The sequence below is a fragment of the Mucilaginibacter sp. RCC_168 genome, from assembly GCF_041355315.1.
GTDB lineage: Bacteria > Bacteroidota > Bacteroidia > Sphingobacteriales > Sphingobacteriaceae > Mucilaginibacter.
Genome location: NZ_JBFUPN010000021.1, coordinates 98,304 through 116,125 on the forward strand (window position 1 = coordinate 98,304; position 17,822 = coordinate 116,125).

21 protein-coding genes are annotated in these 17,822 nt (G+C 45.4%); 10 read left to right on the top strand and 11 right to left on the bottom strand.

Going from position 1 to position 17,822, the window contains the following annotated elements:
* Position 1 precedes the first annotated feature (1 nt).
* The 8 genes from AB6735_RS20130 to AB6735_RS20165 all read left to right on the top strand — a co-directional run bounded on the left by AB6735_RS20130 (position 2) and on the right by AB6735_RS20165 (position 5,922).
* Positions 2-520: a hypothetical protein gene (locus AB6735_RS20130; protein WP_370997840.1), complete on the top strand. Its 519-nt coding sequence runs from the start codon at positions 2-4 to the stop codon at positions 518-520.
* A gap of 81 nt (positions 521-601) precedes the next feature.
* Complete coding sequence (locus AB6735_RS20135; protein WP_370997841.1) at positions 602-1,561, top strand: hypothetical protein; 960 nt, start codon at positions 602-604, stop codon at positions 1,559-1,561.
* A 5-nt stretch (positions 1,562-1,566) separates the two neighbouring features.
* A complete protein-coding gene (locus AB6735_RS20140) occupies positions 1,567-2,073 on the top strand; it encodes a hypothetical protein (RefSeq protein ID WP_370997842.1) in 507 nt (168 codons plus the stop codon).
* Positions 2,070-2,669: a toxin-antitoxin system YwqK family antitoxin gene (locus tag AB6735_RS20145; RefSeq protein WP_370997844.1), complete on the top strand. Its 600-nt coding sequence runs from the start codon at positions 2,070-2,072 to the stop codon at positions 2,667-2,669. The genes AB6735_RS20140 and AB6735_RS20145 overlap by 4 nt, the downstream gene beginning before the upstream one ends.
* A 33-nt stretch (positions 2,670-2,702) precedes the next feature.
* The gene (locus AB6735_RS20150; RefSeq protein WP_370997846.1) at positions 2,703-3,935 is read left to right on the top strand and encodes a hypothetical protein; all 1,233 of its coding nucleotides are present in this window, start codon (positions 2,703-2,705) and stop codon (positions 3,933-3,935) included.
* Positions 3,923-4,297, top strand: a complete 375-nt coding sequence (locus tag AB6735_RS20155) for a hypothetical protein (protein ID WP_370997847.1) — start codon at positions 3,923-3,925, stop codon at positions 4,295-4,297. Before AB6735_RS20150 ends, AB6735_RS20155 begins: the two co-directional genes overlap by 13 nt.
* A complete protein-coding gene (locus tag AB6735_RS20160; protein WP_370997848.1) occupies positions 4,278-4,787 on the top strand; it encodes a hypothetical protein in 510 nt (169 codons plus the stop codon). Before AB6735_RS20155 ends, AB6735_RS20160 begins: the two co-directional genes overlap by 20 nt.
* A 73-nt stretch (positions 4,788-4,860) precedes the next feature.
* Entirely contained in the window at positions 4,861-5,922 is a 1,062-nt protein-coding gene (locus AB6735_RS20165; protein WP_370997849.1) for a type II secretion system F family protein, read from the top strand.
* Positions 5,923-5,927: 5 nt separating this feature from the next.
* On the opposite strand, the gene AB6735_RS20170 is transcribed toward AB6735_RS20165, so the two are convergent.
* The gene (locus AB6735_RS20170) at positions 5,928-6,188 is read right to left on the bottom strand and encodes a hypothetical protein (RefSeq protein WP_370997850.1); all 261 of its coding nucleotides are present in this window, start codon (positions 6,186-6,188) and stop codon (positions 5,928-5,930) included.
* 90 nt (positions 6,189-6,278) lie between these two features.
* Entirely contained in the window at positions 6,279-6,533 is a 255-nt protein-coding gene (locus AB6735_RS20175; RefSeq protein WP_370997851.1) for a hypothetical protein, read from the bottom strand.
* Between AB6735_RS20175 and AB6735_RS20180 the strand changes: the two genes are divergently transcribed.
* Positions 6,441-6,653, top strand: a complete 213-nt coding sequence (locus tag AB6735_RS20180) for a hypothetical protein (RefSeq protein WP_370997895.1) — start codon at positions 6,441-6,443, stop codon at positions 6,651-6,653. The two genes, AB6735_RS20175 and AB6735_RS20180, sit on opposite strands and share 93 nt — an antisense overlap.
* 28 nt (positions 6,654-6,681) lie before the next feature.
* Here AB6735_RS20180 and AB6735_RS20185 read toward each other — a convergent pair whose 3' ends face one another.
* The 4 genes from AB6735_RS20185 to AB6735_RS20200 form a co-directional block, all read right to left on the bottom strand.
* Positions 6,682-6,864, bottom strand: a complete 183-nt coding sequence (locus AB6735_RS20185; protein ID WP_370997852.1) for a hypothetical protein — start codon at positions 6,862-6,864, stop codon at positions 6,682-6,684.
* A 781-nt stretch (positions 6,865-7,645) separates the two neighbouring features.
* Positions 7,646-8,404 (bottom strand): SDR family NAD(P)-dependent oxidoreductase, encoded by a 759-nt coding sequence (locus AB6735_RS20190; RefSeq protein ID WP_370997853.1) that lies wholly within the window; start codon positions 8,402-8,404, stop codon positions 7,646-7,648.
* 13 nt (positions 8,405-8,417) lie between these two features.
* Positions 8,418-9,047 carry an NADPH-dependent F420 reductase gene (locus tag AB6735_RS20195; protein ID WP_370997854.1) on the bottom strand — a complete coding sequence of 210 codons (630 nt, stop codon included), beginning with the start codon at positions 9,045-9,047 and terminating at the stop codon, positions 8,418-8,420.
* 16 nt (positions 9,048-9,063) lie between these two features.
* On the bottom strand, positions 9,064-9,816 hold the full coding sequence (locus AB6735_RS20200; protein ID WP_370997855.1) for a glucose 1-dehydrogenase: 753 nt from the start codon (positions 9,814-9,816) through the stop codon (positions 9,064-9,066).
* 109 nt (positions 9,817-9,925) lie between these two features.
* Between AB6735_RS20200 and AB6735_RS20205 the strand changes: the two genes are divergently transcribed.
* A complete protein-coding gene (locus AB6735_RS20205; protein ID WP_370997856.1) occupies positions 9,926-10,288 on the top strand; it encodes a winged helix-turn-helix transcriptional regulator in 363 nt (120 codons plus the stop codon).
* Between the two features lie 470 nt (positions 10,289-10,758).
* On the opposite strand, the gene AB6735_RS20210 is transcribed toward AB6735_RS20205, so the two are convergent.
* The 5 genes from AB6735_RS20210 to AB6735_RS20230 form a co-directional block, all read right to left on the bottom strand.
* The gene (locus AB6735_RS20210) at positions 10,759-12,915 is read right to left on the bottom strand and encodes a GH92 family glycosyl hydrolase (protein WP_370997857.1); all 2,157 of its coding nucleotides are present in this window, start codon (positions 12,913-12,915) and stop codon (positions 10,759-10,761) included.
* 208 nt (positions 12,916-13,123) lie between these two features.
* Positions 13,124-14,236, bottom strand: coding sequence for a bile acid:sodium symporter family protein (locus tag AB6735_RS20215; protein ID WP_370997858.1), 1,113 nt, complete (start codon positions 14,234-14,236; stop codon positions 13,124-13,126).
* Positions 14,237-14,260: 24 nt separating this feature from the next.
* Positions 14,261-15,184 carry an RraA family protein gene (locus AB6735_RS20220; protein WP_370997859.1) on the bottom strand — a complete coding sequence of 308 codons (924 nt, stop codon included), beginning with the start codon at positions 15,182-15,184 and terminating at the stop codon, positions 14,261-14,263.
* Positions 15,181-16,494, bottom strand: a complete 1,314-nt coding sequence (locus tag AB6735_RS20225; RefSeq protein WP_370997860.1) for an amidohydrolase/deacetylase family metallohydrolase — start codon at positions 16,492-16,494, stop codon at positions 15,181-15,183. The genes AB6735_RS20220 and AB6735_RS20225 overlap by 4 nt, the downstream gene beginning before the upstream one ends.
* A 105-nt stretch (positions 16,495-16,599) precedes the next feature.
* Entirely contained in the window at positions 16,600-17,811 is a 1,212-nt protein-coding gene (locus AB6735_RS20230) for an aminotransferase class V-fold PLP-dependent enzyme (RefSeq protein WP_370997861.1), read from the bottom strand.
* Positions 17,812-17,822 lie beyond the last annotated feature (11 nt).

Here is a 17,822-nt window from a genome sequence, read left to right on the forward strand (position 1 = left end):
TATGTGGAAATACTGGCCATTTCGAAAAGATTACCTGGTATATGCCGGTGCCGTGCTCTTGTTTTTTATATCTTACCAGCTGGTAATCTCCAGAACCCTGGATGAGTGGCACCTTTACCGCCAGTTGAACCAGGAATTGGCCGCGACCAATGACCTGAGTTACCAGCCTGGCTATATGGAGCGTAAATCGAGGAACCTGGAACGGGCATTGGCGCTTTACCGGTCGGATACCGCTTTATTTCGGAGTAACACCCTGAGCGAGATCGCCATACTGGCGGAAAAACAGCATGTCCGGTTAATCGGTGTACCCGCTGAGCAGGATATCTTTCATACGGACCGCGCCATCCTGCAAAAGCTTCGTTTTGCCGGAGATTTTTTTTCACTGAACCGCTTCCTGTATGCATTGGAATCCGCCAAAGGTATTGGCCTTCCCCGGTCTGTCGTCTACCGAACAGACCGAAAGAACGTTGCTTCTGTATCAGGACCGGTTCTGGAGATCTTGTTGGAGATCAGCAAATGACCTTTGCGGGTAACATTTTTAACGTTAGCTTATTACCTATGTATATATTATTTTTGAATGCGATTAATAATTCGTCGGCGAATGAAACTTAAATACTTATCCACTTGCTTGTTCCTTCTGCTTTTACTTACGGAAACGCTGTCTTCCTGCAAAGAGTTTATTGAACCATCTATCAGTAAAAGGACGGTCAAGCTCAACGCGCCTGTCGATAATTATCAAAGTACGAGCTACGGCGTAACTTTCTGGTGGGATGGCGTAGAAGACGCTTTGTCCTATCGTCTCCAAATCGTTTCCCCAAAATTTGACTCCATTGGCAGCCTGGTGCTGGACACCCTGATCCATAGCACTAAATTTTTACAGACCCTGGATCCCGGAACCTACCAGTGGCGGGTCAGGGCGGAAAACGGCAGCACACAGACCGGATATACCGACCCCAGGAACCTTACCATCCTGGCATCCTCTCTAACCAACCAGACACCCGTCCTGTCCTCCCCCGCAAATAACGCGGCGACTACCCAGAGCACCGTTATTTTCAAATGGGGCAGCCTGTATAAGGCAACCCGGTATCACCTGCAGATCGATACCAACAATTTTGCGGATGAAAGCGTCCTGGTCAAGGATCAGTTAACTCCGGCGCAGCAGTTCTCCTTCCAGCTACCCAGGGACCAGGTTTATCAGTGGCGTATCAGAGCAGAAAACGATTCCAGTCAGTCTAAATGGTCGGTTATTAACCAACTGAGCTATGACTCCACCCCGCCCGGCACGGTTACCCTTGTCCAACCCCAGGACAATACCATCCTGAGCAAACCGGTCACGCTATCCTGGAATAAAACAAACTCAGCCGCGAGTTACAAACTATATGTATATAAAAACGACCAAAGTACCCTGTATAGCAGCACTTTTCCTTTGTCCTTAACCGCGACCAGCTATTCCTTTAACCTTGGTAACAGCGGCGAGCGGATCTACTGGCAGGTCAGCGCCCTTGATGCGATCGGGAATGAAGGAAAAACCAGCGAGCTCAGGAGTTTCACACTACAATAGCAGGGATGAAAAATAAAAAGATAAATTATCTGCTGGGACTGTTGGTCGTGATCATTTGGGGGTCGATCATTTACCGCGTCGTTGCCGCCCTGAATGGCGACAGCGACCTCCCTCCTCCACAAGCAAAGCCCCGTGAGACTTATAATGATCACGCGCTTACGAGCGACACGGCGCGCCTGCATACCGGATACCGGGATCCCTTCGGGCAGATCAAGCTCCGGGATACGACGGGCAGTATACCTGTAAAAAAGCTGGTACTTTCGAGTGCCAACGTCTCCCGGCCTGCTGTCAAACCCCTGATTAACTGGGATATGATCAGCTACCGGGGCTTTATCCGCAATCCCGGATCAAAAAAGCTGATCGCCATTATGATGGTTAACGGCAAACCGGTCATGCTCGCCGAAGGTGAGCGTTCGGGAGCGATCAAACTGCTGCGGAACCTCCGTGATTCCGTTAGCGTCGAATATCAGGGGCACCATAAATTCATACAGATCAATCCGGCCGCATTATGAAACAGCTTCCGCTCATTTTACTACTCTTATGTTCTGCCTTAGGACGGGCGCAGCAGATACCCGGATATGGCACCAGCCAGGTCCGGATTAACGATACGGACAGGATGGTACGCGCCGGAATCTTAGCCATTTCCGCCACACCAAAAGCCAATCCCGATCGACTGTATTATTGGTACGGAAGCGGCGGAATCCATCAAACGCAGGGTGGTTACAGCGGGCATCTGCTCCACGGCGTTTATGAAGAATACTTTCTCAATAAAAATCTGCGGACTCAGGGAACCTTCGCGGAGGGACTGAAGGACGGTATCTGGAAAGAATGGAACGAGACCGGAAAAATGAGCCGTCTGGTCACCTGGGTCCGGGGTGAGCAAAACGGGCCGTTCCAATGGTACACTGGGGATGGCAAAGCCAGCACCTCAGGATATTATAAACATGATCTGCTGGATGGCCCCGTTACTTTTCATATGGGAACGGACTCCGTTAAAACGCTACGGTATAAAAAAGGGAAGGTCGTGCCACCGGGAAAAGGAAATATACTGAAACGGCTGCATTTGTTCCAAAAGAAAAAAACATCCGCGGTGAAACCGGCGGCTTAACGTTCAGCTATGCTCAAAGCGTCTTCCCTATATATGGTGATCATCATCGCGTTGGTTATAAGCCTCATTTGTTCGGCGCTGATCAGCGCGGCTTATTTTTACCGTGCGCAATATCAGCTTCATTTTCAATACGACCGCCTGATGAACAATTGCAATTCCGGCATTCAGATCCTGCTGAACAATGGTGACAGCAGCTACCGGGAACCACAAGCTCTTTCCCTGTCCGGGAACCCGACAGATTCCATTATCCTTCAGAAGTATCCCTGGGGTATATTCGACATCGGTGTCATCAAAACCTTTAGCCACCGGGATACGCTTTGGCGTGTTTTTAGCATTGCTAATCAAATCGATTCAAGCAAATGGTCTTCTGTTTACCTGATCGATGAAGACCGGCCACTCTCCCTCAGCGGAAAAACAAGCATATGCGGCGACGCGCGTCTTCCGAAAGCCGGTGTTAAAACCGCGTATCTGGATAACCAGTCCTACACCGGTAATGAACACCTGGTAAAAGGGCATATCTTTGACAGTGACCGGCAGCTGCCCCCACTCGCCGGCCCGCGGCTGGAACTGATCAGGCGTCTTTTCCGGCAACCTGAAGAGACAGGCCGGCGCCCAGCGCCTTCAGGGGGAACCACCCGGTCTTTCCGGCTGTCCACGCGGGTGATCCGCCTGGATGATCTAACCACCCTGCAAAACGCAAGTTTTAGTGGAAATCTGATCTTATATTCGGATACTACACTGACTATCGACAGTACGGTTTCCCTACAAGATGTCATCGTTGTGGCGAAATCCATTCAGGTCAAAAGCGGGTTTCATGGTCATTGTCAACTTTACGCGACCGACTCCCTCAGCGTAGGCAGCGATTGCCATTTTACTTACCCCTCCTGCCTGGCCTTATTCCGGAGCACGGCTGGCGTCACCGACCTACCCGGAAGAATCAGCCTGGGTGAGCATAGCCATGTGGAAGGACTGATCTTTACATATGAAAAACAGACCGGCAAACTGCCACCGATAATCCGCCTGGCCAAAAACACCATGGTTTCCGGCCAGATATATTCCCAGGGAAGCCTTTCATTAAAGGAAGGGGTAAATATTCAGGGCGGCGTCATGACCTCGCGTTTTCTTTACGCAAGCAGTATCACGCTTTACGAGAATTACCTGGTCAATACCCGCATCGATCTTACCACCTTATCCAGGTATTATCTGAGCAGCCCCTTAAGCCCCTCCGCGGGCGCCACCCAACACATACTGCAATGGCTAAAATAAAAATCAAGTTTCGGGGCAGGTTATCCGCTTCCAGCCTGATGGAAGCGGTCATCGCGATGGTGATTATGGTATTGGTCTTCGGGATCGCGATGATGATCTACACCAACGTAACCCGCTTATCCCTTTCTGTCAGAAAAATCAGGGCACAGGCCATTTTGCAGGAATTCTTATATCAAACCGCTAAAAAAAGCAGCAAAGATAACCAGCATATCCAGGTCGACGAGTTCGAGATCGAGCAAAAGGTCAGCCCGTTCGGACCGGGGACCGGACTTATTCAAATTGAGCTGACCGCATTCGGCGAAAACCACCAGCAGTTAGCGCAATTACAGCAAATCATCAGCGATGCAAACGAAGCTCATTAAACTTCCCGCTTTTACCATTATGGAAACCATCCTGGTGATGGTTGTTACCGCTATCCTGATCGGATTTTCCTATTCGGCTTACCTGCTCATCAGCCGTTCTTATCAATCCTTTAACACCAAAAACAAGCACATGATGACGGTGTTGCAGCTGGATAAGCTTCTCCAAAAAGACTTTATACAGGCGAGACTGATCACTCTGGAAGACCGGCACCTGATCTTTCACGCCGACAGTGTGGTTACCGACTACGAATTCCGGCCGGATTATATTACCCGGACCCGGGGACTGACTGATACATTTTATGTACAAAGTACAGTTCCGGTCACAGCCTTTGAAGAGCTCAGGTCGGACAGCACCCTGACCGGACCAGATAATAAAGTTGACGATCTGCGATTGACCGTACTCCTGCAAAAGCAAAAAATTCCGTATCATTACCATAAGTTATACAGTTCCGAAAACCTTTTTCAACCCAGCACCGATGCCATCCATTGATCTCAGCAGGTACGAGCGCAAAAGAAACACCGCTTCCTCCCCCACAAACAGGAGAAACAGCTTTCATGACCTGATGAATAAAGATATCAGTTTCGGGAGCAAGGAACTGAACGATAAGAAAAAAGAGGCCCTTTACCTGGAACTGAGCTCCCTGCTCCGGGCAGGTATCGACCTGAAGAGCAGTATCGAACTGATCACCAGCGGACAAGAAACCGAAAAAGACAAACAGTTATTTCAAAGCGTCCAGGACAAAGTACTGAAGGGCGCCCCTTTCTCCCAGGCGCTGCAGCAAAGCGGAAAATTTTCCGCCTATGAGGTTTTCAGTCTCGAGATCGGTGAAGAAACCGCCCAACTGACCGAGGTGCTCGAAGACCTGGCCAACTTCTATCAAAACAAGATACAGCAAAGGCGCAAGGTCATATCCGCGCTGACCTACCCCTGTATCGTTATGAGCACTTCCTTCGGCGCTGTATTCTTTATGCTCAAATTCGTGGTGCCCATGTTCGGCGACGTTTTCCTGCGGTTTGGCGGGGAACTGCCCTGGATCACCCAGCAGATCATAGGTCTGTCCAAAGCGGTGCAAGCATATTTTTTGCCGTTCCTGCTGACAGCTATGATCCTGGGCGGGTTGCTTTGGTACTTCCGTAAGCACGAACGGTTCCGGAAAACCGCCGCCGCGCTGGTCCTTCGTTTACCGGTCATTGGTAATCTGGTACAAAAAATTTACCTCGCACGCTTTTGTAATTCCATGCGCCTGCTATTGGGCGCCCGCATTCCCCTGTTGAGAGCTATCACGCTAAGCAAAAAGATGATCGGCTACTATCCGATCGAATCGTCACTCGGGCAGGTAGAAAACGCCATTCTGAGAGGCCGCTCCTTACACGAAAGCCTGCGTGAGTTTAAGATCTACCCCGCCAAATTGATCATGCAGCTGAAGATCGCTGAGGAAGGCAACAAACTGGACGTTTTCTTTGGGCGCTTGTCTGACCAGTACCTCAAGGAGGTGGAATATAAAACTGCCACGCTTAACAGCGTCATGCAGCCCATCTTTACCCTGGTATTAGGCCTCATTGTCGGCATCATCATGGTGGCCATGTACCTGCCAATGTTCCAAATGAGCAATACCTTTCAGTAGAAAAATCATGCTTTGTTTTGTGACTGGAAATTCCGCGAGGCTAGATCACCACGTTCCGGAAATAGCATACAGTTGACTCCGGAACACTTTGACCACCCTAATTTGCTTATTATCAATAGCGACTTATCTGTACAGATCATCTTTAGCGTTACTTTCAGTCTGTCCAGCCCGGTTAGTTTGATACCGCCCAGGATAGTGATGTGTAGCTTACCTGCCATGTAATGCAACAGTTCGGGATTGTCTGTGAGTAGCTTGTCCTTGATCATCTATTTAACCTTTACTATGTAAGTATATTCAATAGAGCATCTCATAACAAACCATATTGGGTACTTATACTATCATTTAAGTTATTATCTTTACCCTGAGGCTACCTTTAAGGGTAGAATCACTACAATCATGATAACTTTTGGCAACCGTTTAACTTTGGTCAGGAAAGAACGTAAGGTATCACAAAGCGATTTAGGTATCAAAGTGGTGTTCATGCTAACCTTATAGGTAGGTACGAAAGGGATGAAGCTATTCCCTCTGTCGAGGTTGCCGGTAAGATTGCTGATACTCTTGGTGTGTCGCTGGATTACCTGGTAGGTAAGGCTGATAAGCAGATAGATCAAGCTCTCATGGATAAAGTACTATCTATTCAGCAACTCCCTAATGAGGACAGAGAGCACATCACGTATGCCATTGATGGCCTCATCCAGCATGCTAAAACCAGGATAGCTTATAAAAAGTAAAAGCCTGGCACTTTACCAGGCCCAGCTGTTAGCATAATCCTGCTTGCTTCAGAATAGCATCGATTGTTGTCCTATCAGTTAAGTCTACTTCTCTGAGGATAGATTTAATCTTTTCAACATCTTTCTCTTTTACAGCTTTGTCAAACTCATTAATTAAACCGCTTACATAGAGCCGTTCGTTTAATGTCATTCCTAAATATTTGTTTTCCATAGTTAAAATGCGGGATTAGCGCCTGACACTCTAGTTTTCTTCACATCTTTTGGATTTATAATGAACTCTGATAGGCCGTCCTCATTGCCATCTAATGGTAATGCTGACCTTCGCTCAAGAATCTTACTCATATCTACGGTACCTTCTATTACAAACTGTCCGGTATTTGTAGAGCCACTTGCGCCCCCCGGATGGCAAACCTGCCGCGTCCCTAAAGTTACTGACACTATTGGGATTGTTTGGAGTCCAAGAAAAGCCATCTGCCTTTGCATCTCCACCAAATACTCGGAACACCTTACTTTCTATAGATACTTCTTCAGCAACTTTTGGATCTCACCAATCTTTGCCGCCTCACCCATTATTATTCACCATTTCACAATAAGAGGAGCGTAATTCGGTGACTAAATTTTGGATACTCCTTAACCACTAAAATAGATTATTGATTTGATAATCAATTTGTTAAAATTTTAAACATCTTGTACAGATGTGATTGCGAGCTTAATTTTGTTTCACTTTCAAAAACAGAAAACAAATAAGCTTAATATTTCATTGCAATCGGTCCGAAATACAAAGTCCCCCTCCACTCGCTGTTGGGGACTTTCACCTAAGTATTATGATCTGAAGAGCACACTGGTTCATAAAAAAGTATGTGATAAGTTAACACCAGAAATATTTATGAAACAAAAAATCCCTGCCTCCGGAAGAAACAGGGATTGAATGAAAATTATACTTTTGAAACCATTATTTTAATGTGTTTTGGCATTTTCTTGAGTTTACGAATTTAAAAACCATACATACCACCCGAAACGGAAATTTGCTCGCCCGTGATCCAAGCTGCATCATCGGAAGCCAAAAAGACGACAGCTTTCGCGATATCTGCGGGTTGGCCCCTGCGGCCAAGCGGTGTTTTTTCGACAAACATTTTTTCATAGTCGCTGCCCGGAGTGACGCCTGCATTGGCGGCACCCTCCGTATCTGTAGCGCCCGGTAAAATAGAATTGATCCGAACGTTTTTAACACCCAGCTCCTTAGATAAAGCAATAGTGAAGGCATCAAGCGCTGCTTTAGTTGAAGAGTATAATGACGCGTTCGGAAGAGGATACTTACTCGCACCGGAACTGATATTGATAATGTTTCCGCCCTTATCGCCGAAAAGTTTCAGCGCCGCCTGAATAGTCAATATAGGCCCTAAAACATTGACATTGAAACTTTGATGAAATGCCTCCACCGAAATCTGTTCAATAGGTGCGTATCCTTGAGCTACCGCATTATTTACTAAAACGTCCAATGCGCCGAAAGTCTTTTTGGTTTCTTCAAACAGCCTGGTTACATCGGCTTCATTCGAAACATTGGCCTGTACAGCGATGGCCGTGCCGCCGTTATCCGTAATCTCCTTAACTACTTTATCTGCACCTTCTTTACTTGTGGCATAATTCACCACTATCTTTGCGCCGGCTGCGGCAAAGTGCTTGGCAATTGCTGCGCCTATTCCTTTTGATGCACCGGTAACTACCGCTACTTTGTTTTGTAATTTATTCATTGTTTCTATTATTTTAAGATTTAAACTTGATCAGGTCCTGGAAGATTAGCTGTCCCCAGGTATTTCCCTGCGCTTGTACCAGCAGTCCGCCTTCCGACAGCCCGCCAAGTTTAACTGCCGCGAAACCAAGATCTTCCGCAAGCGCTGCGATCTCCTCAGCTGCACTCTCATCGTCGCTTGCCAGGAACACGACTCTATTGCCGCCATGTACGGCCGGATCCTTGTCAAGGATAGCAGCGCCTAAATGGTTGAAGCCTTTAACGAGTTTCCCACCGGTGAAGGCCTGTGCTACAAATTTGGCAGAAGGCAGCCCTCCCAACTTTTCGGAGGGTACGCCGTAGGCATTGGTCACATCTACGATGATCTTTCCCTGCCATTCAGGCAGCGCCTTTGCGACGTCCGGGTGCGACTCAAAACGCACCGCCAAAAAGATGACGTCCGCCTTGACGGCATCCGCCAGTGTTGCTGGAATGATCCCGGTTCCCATCTCGGCGGCCTCGGGTGCAAAGCTTCCCGGGTTACGCGTTGTAGCAACGGATACTTTGATGCCTCTACGGGCGAATGCCTTTGCCAGGGCCTTGCCAATCTTGCCAAAACCGATAATTGCGTAGCTTTTTGCTACCTTGTTTTGTGAATTATTCATTTTGAGAATTTTTAAATTATTTTGATAAATAGGTCATGCCGCCATCCACAAGGAGTTCGGCACCCAACATAAACGAAGAATCATCAGAGGCCAGGAAAACCGCTGTTTTACCAATGTCAGTCGGTTGCCCGATCCTGCCTATCGGCATTTGATCAGCGAAGTGTTTTTTTACCGCTTCCATTTGTTCTGCGGGAACAAACTTGTCAAATGCTGGTGTATCTGTGGTGCCTGGGGTGATCACATTTACCCTGATCTTTCTTTCTAAAAGGTCGCTTGAAAATCCTTTCGCTAAATAGATCACCGCCGCTTTTGCAGCGCCATAAAGCGTAAAATTCGCATACGCCCGATGTGCTGCATTTGACCCTATCAAAACAATAGAACCACCGTCATTCATATAAGGCAGTGCTTTCTGAACAGTGAAGTAAACACTTTTCAGGTTTAGATCAATGGCCTTGTCAAACGCGTCTTCATCAAAAGTTGCTACAGTTCCTGCGGCTCCAGCACCTGCATTGGCAACAACGACGTCTATCTTGCCAAATTTTTCGGCGGTTGCTGCAAACACCCTTTCCAGTTCGGCCAGGTTGGTCACATCGGCGTTGATGGCGATAAAGTCATCTCCCAGTTTCACCACAGCGCTATCCAACGTTTCCTGATTTCTGCCGACGATAGCTCCCTTTGCACCTTCATTCTTGAATTCCAGTGCAATGCCCAATCCAATGCCGCTATTACCACCTGTAATTACGGCTACTTTATTTGTTAATCTGCTCATTTTTAATTTAATATTAAATTTGTTTCGCAAAGTTACTATCATTAGTTTATATTTGTAACTAACATAGTTCATTCTGGTTACTGCGAGGTAACTACAAAAATTTGAAAATATGAGAGACGAGAGATTTTGCGCTTCGAATTGCCCCTTTACGAGAGCTATCGGCACTATTGGCAATAAATGGAAACCGATCATCATTAATGTGATTGGCACCCGTACTGTTCGGTTTGGTCAGTTGGATTCCATTATACCGCTCATTTCAAGGAAAGTACTGACCGAACAACTTAAAGAGTTGGAAGAAGACGGACTATTGGAAAGATTGGCCTATAGGGAACTACCACCCAGGGTAGAATATAAGTTGTCTGAAAAAGGCTTAGCTTTTTTGCCAATTCTGGAAAGTATAAAAGAATGGAATTGCAAATATGAGATAGCTTTAACACCCAAAGAGACTGATAAAGTAACTTATGCCCAATAGTGTAAGATTAAATTGGGAATGAAAAAGTTCCGGGCATCTGATCCAAATGGCGAGTATACAAGCAGTATATAGACAATATTAAGTGTTGACAGCCTCAGCGGTATTGGCCGGCCGACATTCATTCGCCTGGCCTCTGAAATCTATTAACCGTTGAAATGGAAACTGCTAAACACCCTAAGTAGCATGTGGGGCGATTGTTTTAAATCGTCCGGCTTTGCGGCTGAAAGTCAAAAAACACGTACACCCGTTTGAACCATACAGCTACGGCAGGAGGCTTCATTGCATCTGGAACTATCGCACAGGGTTTCATTAAGCCGTTGGCCTCGCTGCCTCTGGCAGGTGTGAAATTCGTTCCTCATATACACCTGCCTTTCCCATCACTCAAAATTATAATCCCATTTCACCACGTCGGCAAAGTTACCTACCGGCGTAAAGCAACAATTAACATCAATTAATAAGTTATGAGTTTATTATTTAGTAATGATCTCAATTCTGTCCCCACTATTAAACAAGCTGTTTGGTACAAAATAACCCTTAATTTTTTTGCCATTTACTTTTATAGCTGTTAAGATTCTCCCTTTTCCAGGTTTTGTTATAGTTAGTATTTTACCTGTATTTGTTTTCCATTTTATTTCATCAAAAAGCGGAACGGTAACAATATACTCCGGATCCGTTGCCGAAAACGGATAAAGACCCAACGCGCTGAATACATACCATGATGACATCTCCCCTGCATCATCCATACCGCTCAGCTCCAACCCGTTATTACCTATGCCATATAAATTATTTAATATATGATCTATGATCTTCTGCGATTTCCAGGGCTTCCCGACAAAATAATAGGCAAAGGGCGCTTCATGATCCGGCTGGTTACCCTGGCAATATTGCCCTATCATAGTTTCTACATTTCTGGCAATGTAATGAGGGTTCCATGGCACGGTAAAAAACGAATCCAACTTTGCTTCAAAGTTTTTTGATCCGCCATACAGCTTAACCAATCCCGCCATATCGTGCGGCGCAAAGAAAGAAACCTGCCAGGCATTTGCCTCCCTGTACATATACTCATAATAGGGATATTGTGGATTAAAATTTTTAACCCATTCCCCATTTTCTAACCGGCCTCTCATAAATTTGGTAAACGGATCAAATACATTTTTATAGTTTCCGGATCTTGCCATCAAGATTCTATAATTGGCCGTATCGCCCAATTTTTTTGCGATCTGGGCAAGGGAATAATCATCATAGGAATATTCTAAGGTTTTTGATACGCCGGCTTTACCTTTGGTCTCTACATTGGGTTCGGCAACATCAGGATCCGATATATATCCTTTTTTAATGTATTCCGCTATAAATGGACGCGTTCCTCCTTCTACATTCGCATTTCTTAACAGCAATTGATAGGTACCTTTAATATCAAAGTTGTTGATACCTCTGAGATAAGCTCCTGCAATGGAGGATGCGGCATGATCTCCATGAAAAAAGGTAGGTATAAAACCAGTCTTATCACCTTTATCTTTCAGTGATTTAATAACATTAAGCGTAACATCAGGGCTGATAAGCTCCAAAAGTACATCCTTATTACGGTAGGTATCCCATAACGAGGGTTCTGTGTAATAGGTAATGCCGGTTTTTACTACATTCTTTTTAATATCTGTAAATTCTCCGTTTACATCACTGCGTAATGCCGGCCACAGAAATGATCGGTACAGGCAAGAATAAAACATCTGTTTCTGTTTATAGGTTCCGCCTTTTACCTGGATAGATGACAATAATGTCTCCCACTTTTGGTTTGCTTCTTTCCGAACAACTTCAAATGTTTTATTGCCTATTTCTTTTTCCAGGTTTTTTTTTGCGTTTTCTACGCTTACAAATGACAAGCCTATTTTAAGTTCGACCGGCCTTGTACCTCCGTTCGCTAAATGAACTATGGCAAAGCCTGTTTGCTGACCTTCATCTTTCTTTTCTAATTTTTCAATCCGGGTATTTAGTAGCGCATAAAAATAAACGTTTTCGCCACTTTGAAAGCCTTGTAAAGCAAAGTCGCCCACCTGTTTAATCTTCCAGGTTGATACCCTGCTAAGGGCTTTTGACAAATCAAAAAGTATCTGCCGGTTGGTATTGTTTTTATATTCATATCGATGATAGCCGCATCTTAAAGTAGACGTCAAACTCACATTAATGCCATAATCATCAAGATATACCTGGTAAAAGCCGGGAGAAGCGCTTTCCTTTTTATGCGTAAACTTTGAACCAAATTGAGCACCCGGATTTGAAAGAGGCAGGATTGGGATATTACCCAAATTCCAATGCCCTTTGTTGGTATGCGTAAAGCCCACAATAACCGAGTCTTCATATTCATATCCAGCCCCGGCAGGCTGAAATTTTGTCATTGGACTCACCTGAACCATAGCATTTGGCAACGAACTACCAGGAAAGGTAAGTCCTGACCACGCGCGCCAGCCTTTTGGTAACTCATAACCCAGGATTTTAGGATCAGTAACTCCCTCCGAGCCAATAAATGTATTTACATATTTTGTATAAGCCGTTGAGGTTTGGCTTTTACTCGCTGTAGATGCAAGCAGCACTATCAGTATTATATTTAAAATGCTTTTAGCAAAATTTCTCATTCTTTAAAAATAAGGTGATTAAATGAATAGATCCAAATTGTAATCATTCTTTTGCATAACACAGTAATATATGCATTCTTCCTCCTCAATTTTTAGCATTCTATTTTCTTCGAATTCTAAGCTAAACCCATTTAAATTCAAATAAAAAGCCTGTAAATGACGACTTACAGGCTTTTATTCCTAATTTGATCTTAATCTTTGATGGTCATTAGGTAACCACTTGTGTTTCTTTGACGGCTGACTGGGCGATCGGTTTACGGTGCCAATAATTAGCCAGCAAGGAGCCGGTGATATTCATCAACGGACCAAATACAGCCGGGGCCAAACCAACGGTGGCTATTTTTCCCATTTCTTTTGCCAAGCCAGACGCCAGTCCCCCATTCTGCATTCCAACTTCAATGGCCATGGTACGGCAGTCTCGTTCATCCATTTTAAACAGGCGGCCGGCCCAGTAGCCCAGCGTATAGCCCATCAGGTTATGAATGAGCACCAGTAAAACCAGCATAAAACCAATATTAAGCAAGCTGCTTCTGCCTGCAGCCGTAATGATCACAATGATGAACGCAATACCGAACATGGAAACCATAGGCATAGCATATTCCAGCCACCTTGCTCTTTTAAGCAGGTATTTATTAAACAAAATGCCCGCGCCAATAGGCAGAATCACCATTTTGGTAATGTCCCACATCATTTTGTACATATCTATCTGGATAAAGGTACCACCCAAAAACTTCATGAGCATGGGTGTAAAAACAGGCGCCAGCATGGTTGAAACCGCGGTGATAGTAATTGACAAAGCCAGGTTGGCTTTTGCCAGGTATGATATCACGTTTGAAGCCATACCATTTGGAGAACAACCGATAAGGATAATGCCCGCCGCAATCTCTGGTGGGAAACCGCTCAGTTTGGCAAGTGTAAAGCCCAGTGCAGGCATGATCAAAAAATGGCTGAACACCCCAATAAACACGCCCTTTGGCATTTTTATAACACCGGCAAAGTCCTTGATACTCATAGACGTGCCCATACCAAACATAATCAACTGTATAAGCGGCGTAATGAGCGCCGCGAGTTTAAACCCGCTCAACTGTATAAAATGCTGCGGATAATACAAGGCCGTGGTAACCGCCGCGAAAATGATAAGCGTATAAGAAAAGCCTTTAAGCTGCTTAAATCCTCTGAACGAAATAGCCAGCGTTATAAAAAAAGCGATCAGGAATGGGCCGGTTTGTTCAATGCTTCCACGGAAAAAAAACGTACCTGCAACAAGCAGGCATATCGCCGATAAGCCTGCGGTTGTTTTATAAATATTTAAATTATTCAATTCATTATGGTTTAAGGTGAATAATTACCAGGTTCTTTTCTCCATAAAAGCATCCAGCTGCGTGCGGGTCATTTTTACTTTGCTGTCGCTTTGAACAAGCCATTTCAAAAATGCTTCCCTGATGGCGGGTGTCCACTGGCTGTCAATCTCGCCGGTACTGTAGGTACCCGATTTAAGCATAGCGTGTCCAAACTCATCACGCAGGGCAATAAACTCGGCTGTAGCAACCACTTTTTCTGCTAAATGCGCAGGAATGAACAGTACCCCCTCCTTTTCAGAAATAACCAGGTCGCCGGGCATTACAATGGCATGCCCTATTCTAATTGGTGTGTTCAGCCCCATTAACACCATTTCTTCCAAATAGGATGGATCAAAATCGCGGACAAAGGCATTAAACCCAGGAATACTTTTTAATCCCTGCAAATCGCGCGCGGAACCATCAAAGATAACCCCGTTACCCGATTTATTGAAGATAGAATTACCCAGGTTATCGCCTATTAACGTCCCTCCTTTTATTTTGCCAAAACCATCGGCCACATACACATCGCCTTTTTTCAGCACGTCAATTGGCCAGGCGTTGGTATTGCCTTTCCTGCCCTCTTTTACTCCCTGTGCCTTGATGTTTTTTTCCAAATCGGGCCTGCTGGGCATAAACATAGCTGTTACCGCCCTGCCAATTACAGGTACATCATCATTTACTAATTTCCAGTTGCCCTCAAACTGGTTGTTGTAACCTTCGTTCTTTAGCACGGTCCAGGCCTCTTCAATACCGATGTGCCTGGCCCGCTCCAACAGCTCGTCGGGTATTTTGGGTCGGCCATCGTCAAAGCGTTCGCCTTTCCATTCAGAAGTATAAAATATCAGTTGTTCTTTTGATATGGTTTGGGCCCTTACGCTTACAGCGCATAGCAACAATACCGGAAAACAGATCTTTAAAATGTTTCTCATTTGTTTATAGGTTTATCATTGGTTACAGAACTCTCCCTGGCAAGCGGCCTGCTATTAGGTATCCTTGGCGCTATTATCGGCGTGGCAATACCATTCAGATCATACACTATTCTACCCGCCCGAACGGTCATTTCACATTCCAGTTTCTTATCGGCGGTAATTTTGTACCCGGTATAATCAAACAAACCAAATTTACCTTTGCGAACACTTAAAATAGCAATATCGGCATCTGAACCTACAGAAAGATTTCCCAGTTCCTCATGCTTAATTTCGTTGGCTGGATTTGAGGTGCTTACTCTGATCACTTCATAAAGGGGCATACCTATATTCAGGAATTTAGACATGGTAGTGAGCATATCCTTCATGGCATTATTCATACTGCCGGTATGAATATCCGTACTGATAGAGTTTGGAAAAAACCCATCCTTTACAGCCGGTATGGCCTGTGAAAACGCAAAGCTGATACCGCCATAACCCACATCAAAATAAATACCGCGCTTACGTGCTTCCCATACAAAGGGCTTTATTTTTTGCGTATTCTGGTCAACAATATACTCCCTGTTATCTAATTGTCCAAAACAGTGCGTAAAAATATCACCGGGGCGCAGATGTTTCATAAACAGCTCCTCGATAGACAGTGGTGGGTTACTCCCTCCAAAATCAATCATTACCGGCAAACCGCCAGCCATATTACCGGCTTCTACAGCATGGTCAACCGGGGTCCATTCATGCCCTTCATAGTGCGCTACTTTAAACCCAACTACAATGTTCCGGTAACGACGGGCAACCAGCGCGGCCATTTTGGAGTCCATATCATTGGAGTTTTGCTCGTAACCACCACGCATGCCCTCGCCTACAATATTGATAAAGGCCAGCACCCGCGTTTGCGATTGATCGATGGTTTGGGCCTTAAATGTAGGAAAAGTACGCCAGCCCGAACTACCTGCATCAACCACGGTAGTAACACCATTGCGAAAGGTAAAACCATCCGGCGGCAAAGCCAGGTTGCCGTTTTCATACTGATGATCGGGCTCGGTACCATAAAAATTGTGGGTGTGGATGTCGATGAGGCCAGGTGTAACATACATACCGGTAGCGTCAACAACCTGCAGACCCAGTTTAGGGTTGATGTTTTTGGCCACCAGCGCTATTTTGCCATCCTTTACTGCCACATCCATTTCGGCATCGATGTTATTTTTAGGGTCCATAACGTAGCCTCCTTTGATAACCACATTATAGAGGGATTGTGCTTTTAATGTTGTAATAGCCAGGCCTATGGCTGCTATTACCAGGAATATTCTTTTTTGCATTTCAAATCATTTTTAATTTAGGTAATGCAGGAAACCTGGGGCAATAGTTATCCTGTCGGAGCAGAAATACCTACTCCGTAAAGCAATAAATAATTGTAAGTCAGCTTAAACCGCCTGTTGTAAAATAGCCTTTACGCGGCTGGCAACTACATCGATCTGGTCGGGCCGTAACAGCACTACTCCAATAATCAACGTGTCATCGTGTCGATTGGCAACTATACTTGGCGTGCCGCTTTTGAGGGCGACCAGTACATCTTTAGGGTTAGTCTTTATTTTGGTTTGATCCCAGGTAACATTTAAGCTCGGAAAAGCATTGGCCGGCCCGGGGTTTACCACTACCTCGGTTTTTACCGTAACTACTGTTTCCAACGTGCTGCCAATACGCTTTGCACGCTGCAGCCAGTCGTCCCATTCTTTATGGTGGTCTTTTTCCAGATAAGCCTTTAAAGCCGCGTACATGCCAAACATTTCCTCCTTGTTTACCTTCATAGGTCTGCCAATCGGTGCTTCATTGGGGCTGTGGTTCAGCCGTGCAGCGGTGATCAGATCTTTCCGGCCAAATAATAAACCGGCGCTTTGAGGCCCGTGGATCATTTTACCACCCGAAAAAGTTATCAGATCGAAGCCCATTTTTTGAAACTTAAACAGGTTCTCTACCGGCGGCACGTCTGCCGCGGCATCAATAAATGTAGGGATGTTGTGTTTTTTGGCAATCTTTACAAACTCCTCATGCGTAATGCTGCTTTTCTTTTCGCTGGCATTAAAAAACAAGGCCATCACGGTATTGCTGTTGATCGCGCTCTCCATACCCTCAGGTCCATCAACCTCAATAATTTTGGCTCCTGTGGTGCTTACTGCCTGGTCAAACAGGTAGCGATGCGTTTTCTGCATAATAACCTCGGGCCTTGGGCCGGGCAAATTGGGCAGTTGCTTGATTTTATCCTGATTGGTACCAGTTATAGCCGCTGCTGTACCTAAAACGATGGCGCATGATGCACCTGATGTTACCATGGCCGCTTCCACATGCAGCATTTCTGCTATCTTACCTCCTACCTTATCCTGCAGCTCGTACATATTGGCAAAATCATGTGAGGTTGAATTAATGGCCTCCAACACTTCCGGCAGCATCAGCGAACCTGATAAAAAGGTCATGGTTACCCCGGCGTTTATAACCGGGGTAACATCAAGTTCCTTAAAAAAGTCGCGTTTGGGCGCTGTTTTTGGTGTAGTAAGGGTATGTAAGGAGGCCGCTTTGCCTATAAATCCACTGGTTAAAGGGAGTATGGTAAGGCCTTTTAAAATATCTCTGCGTTTCATATAAATCTATG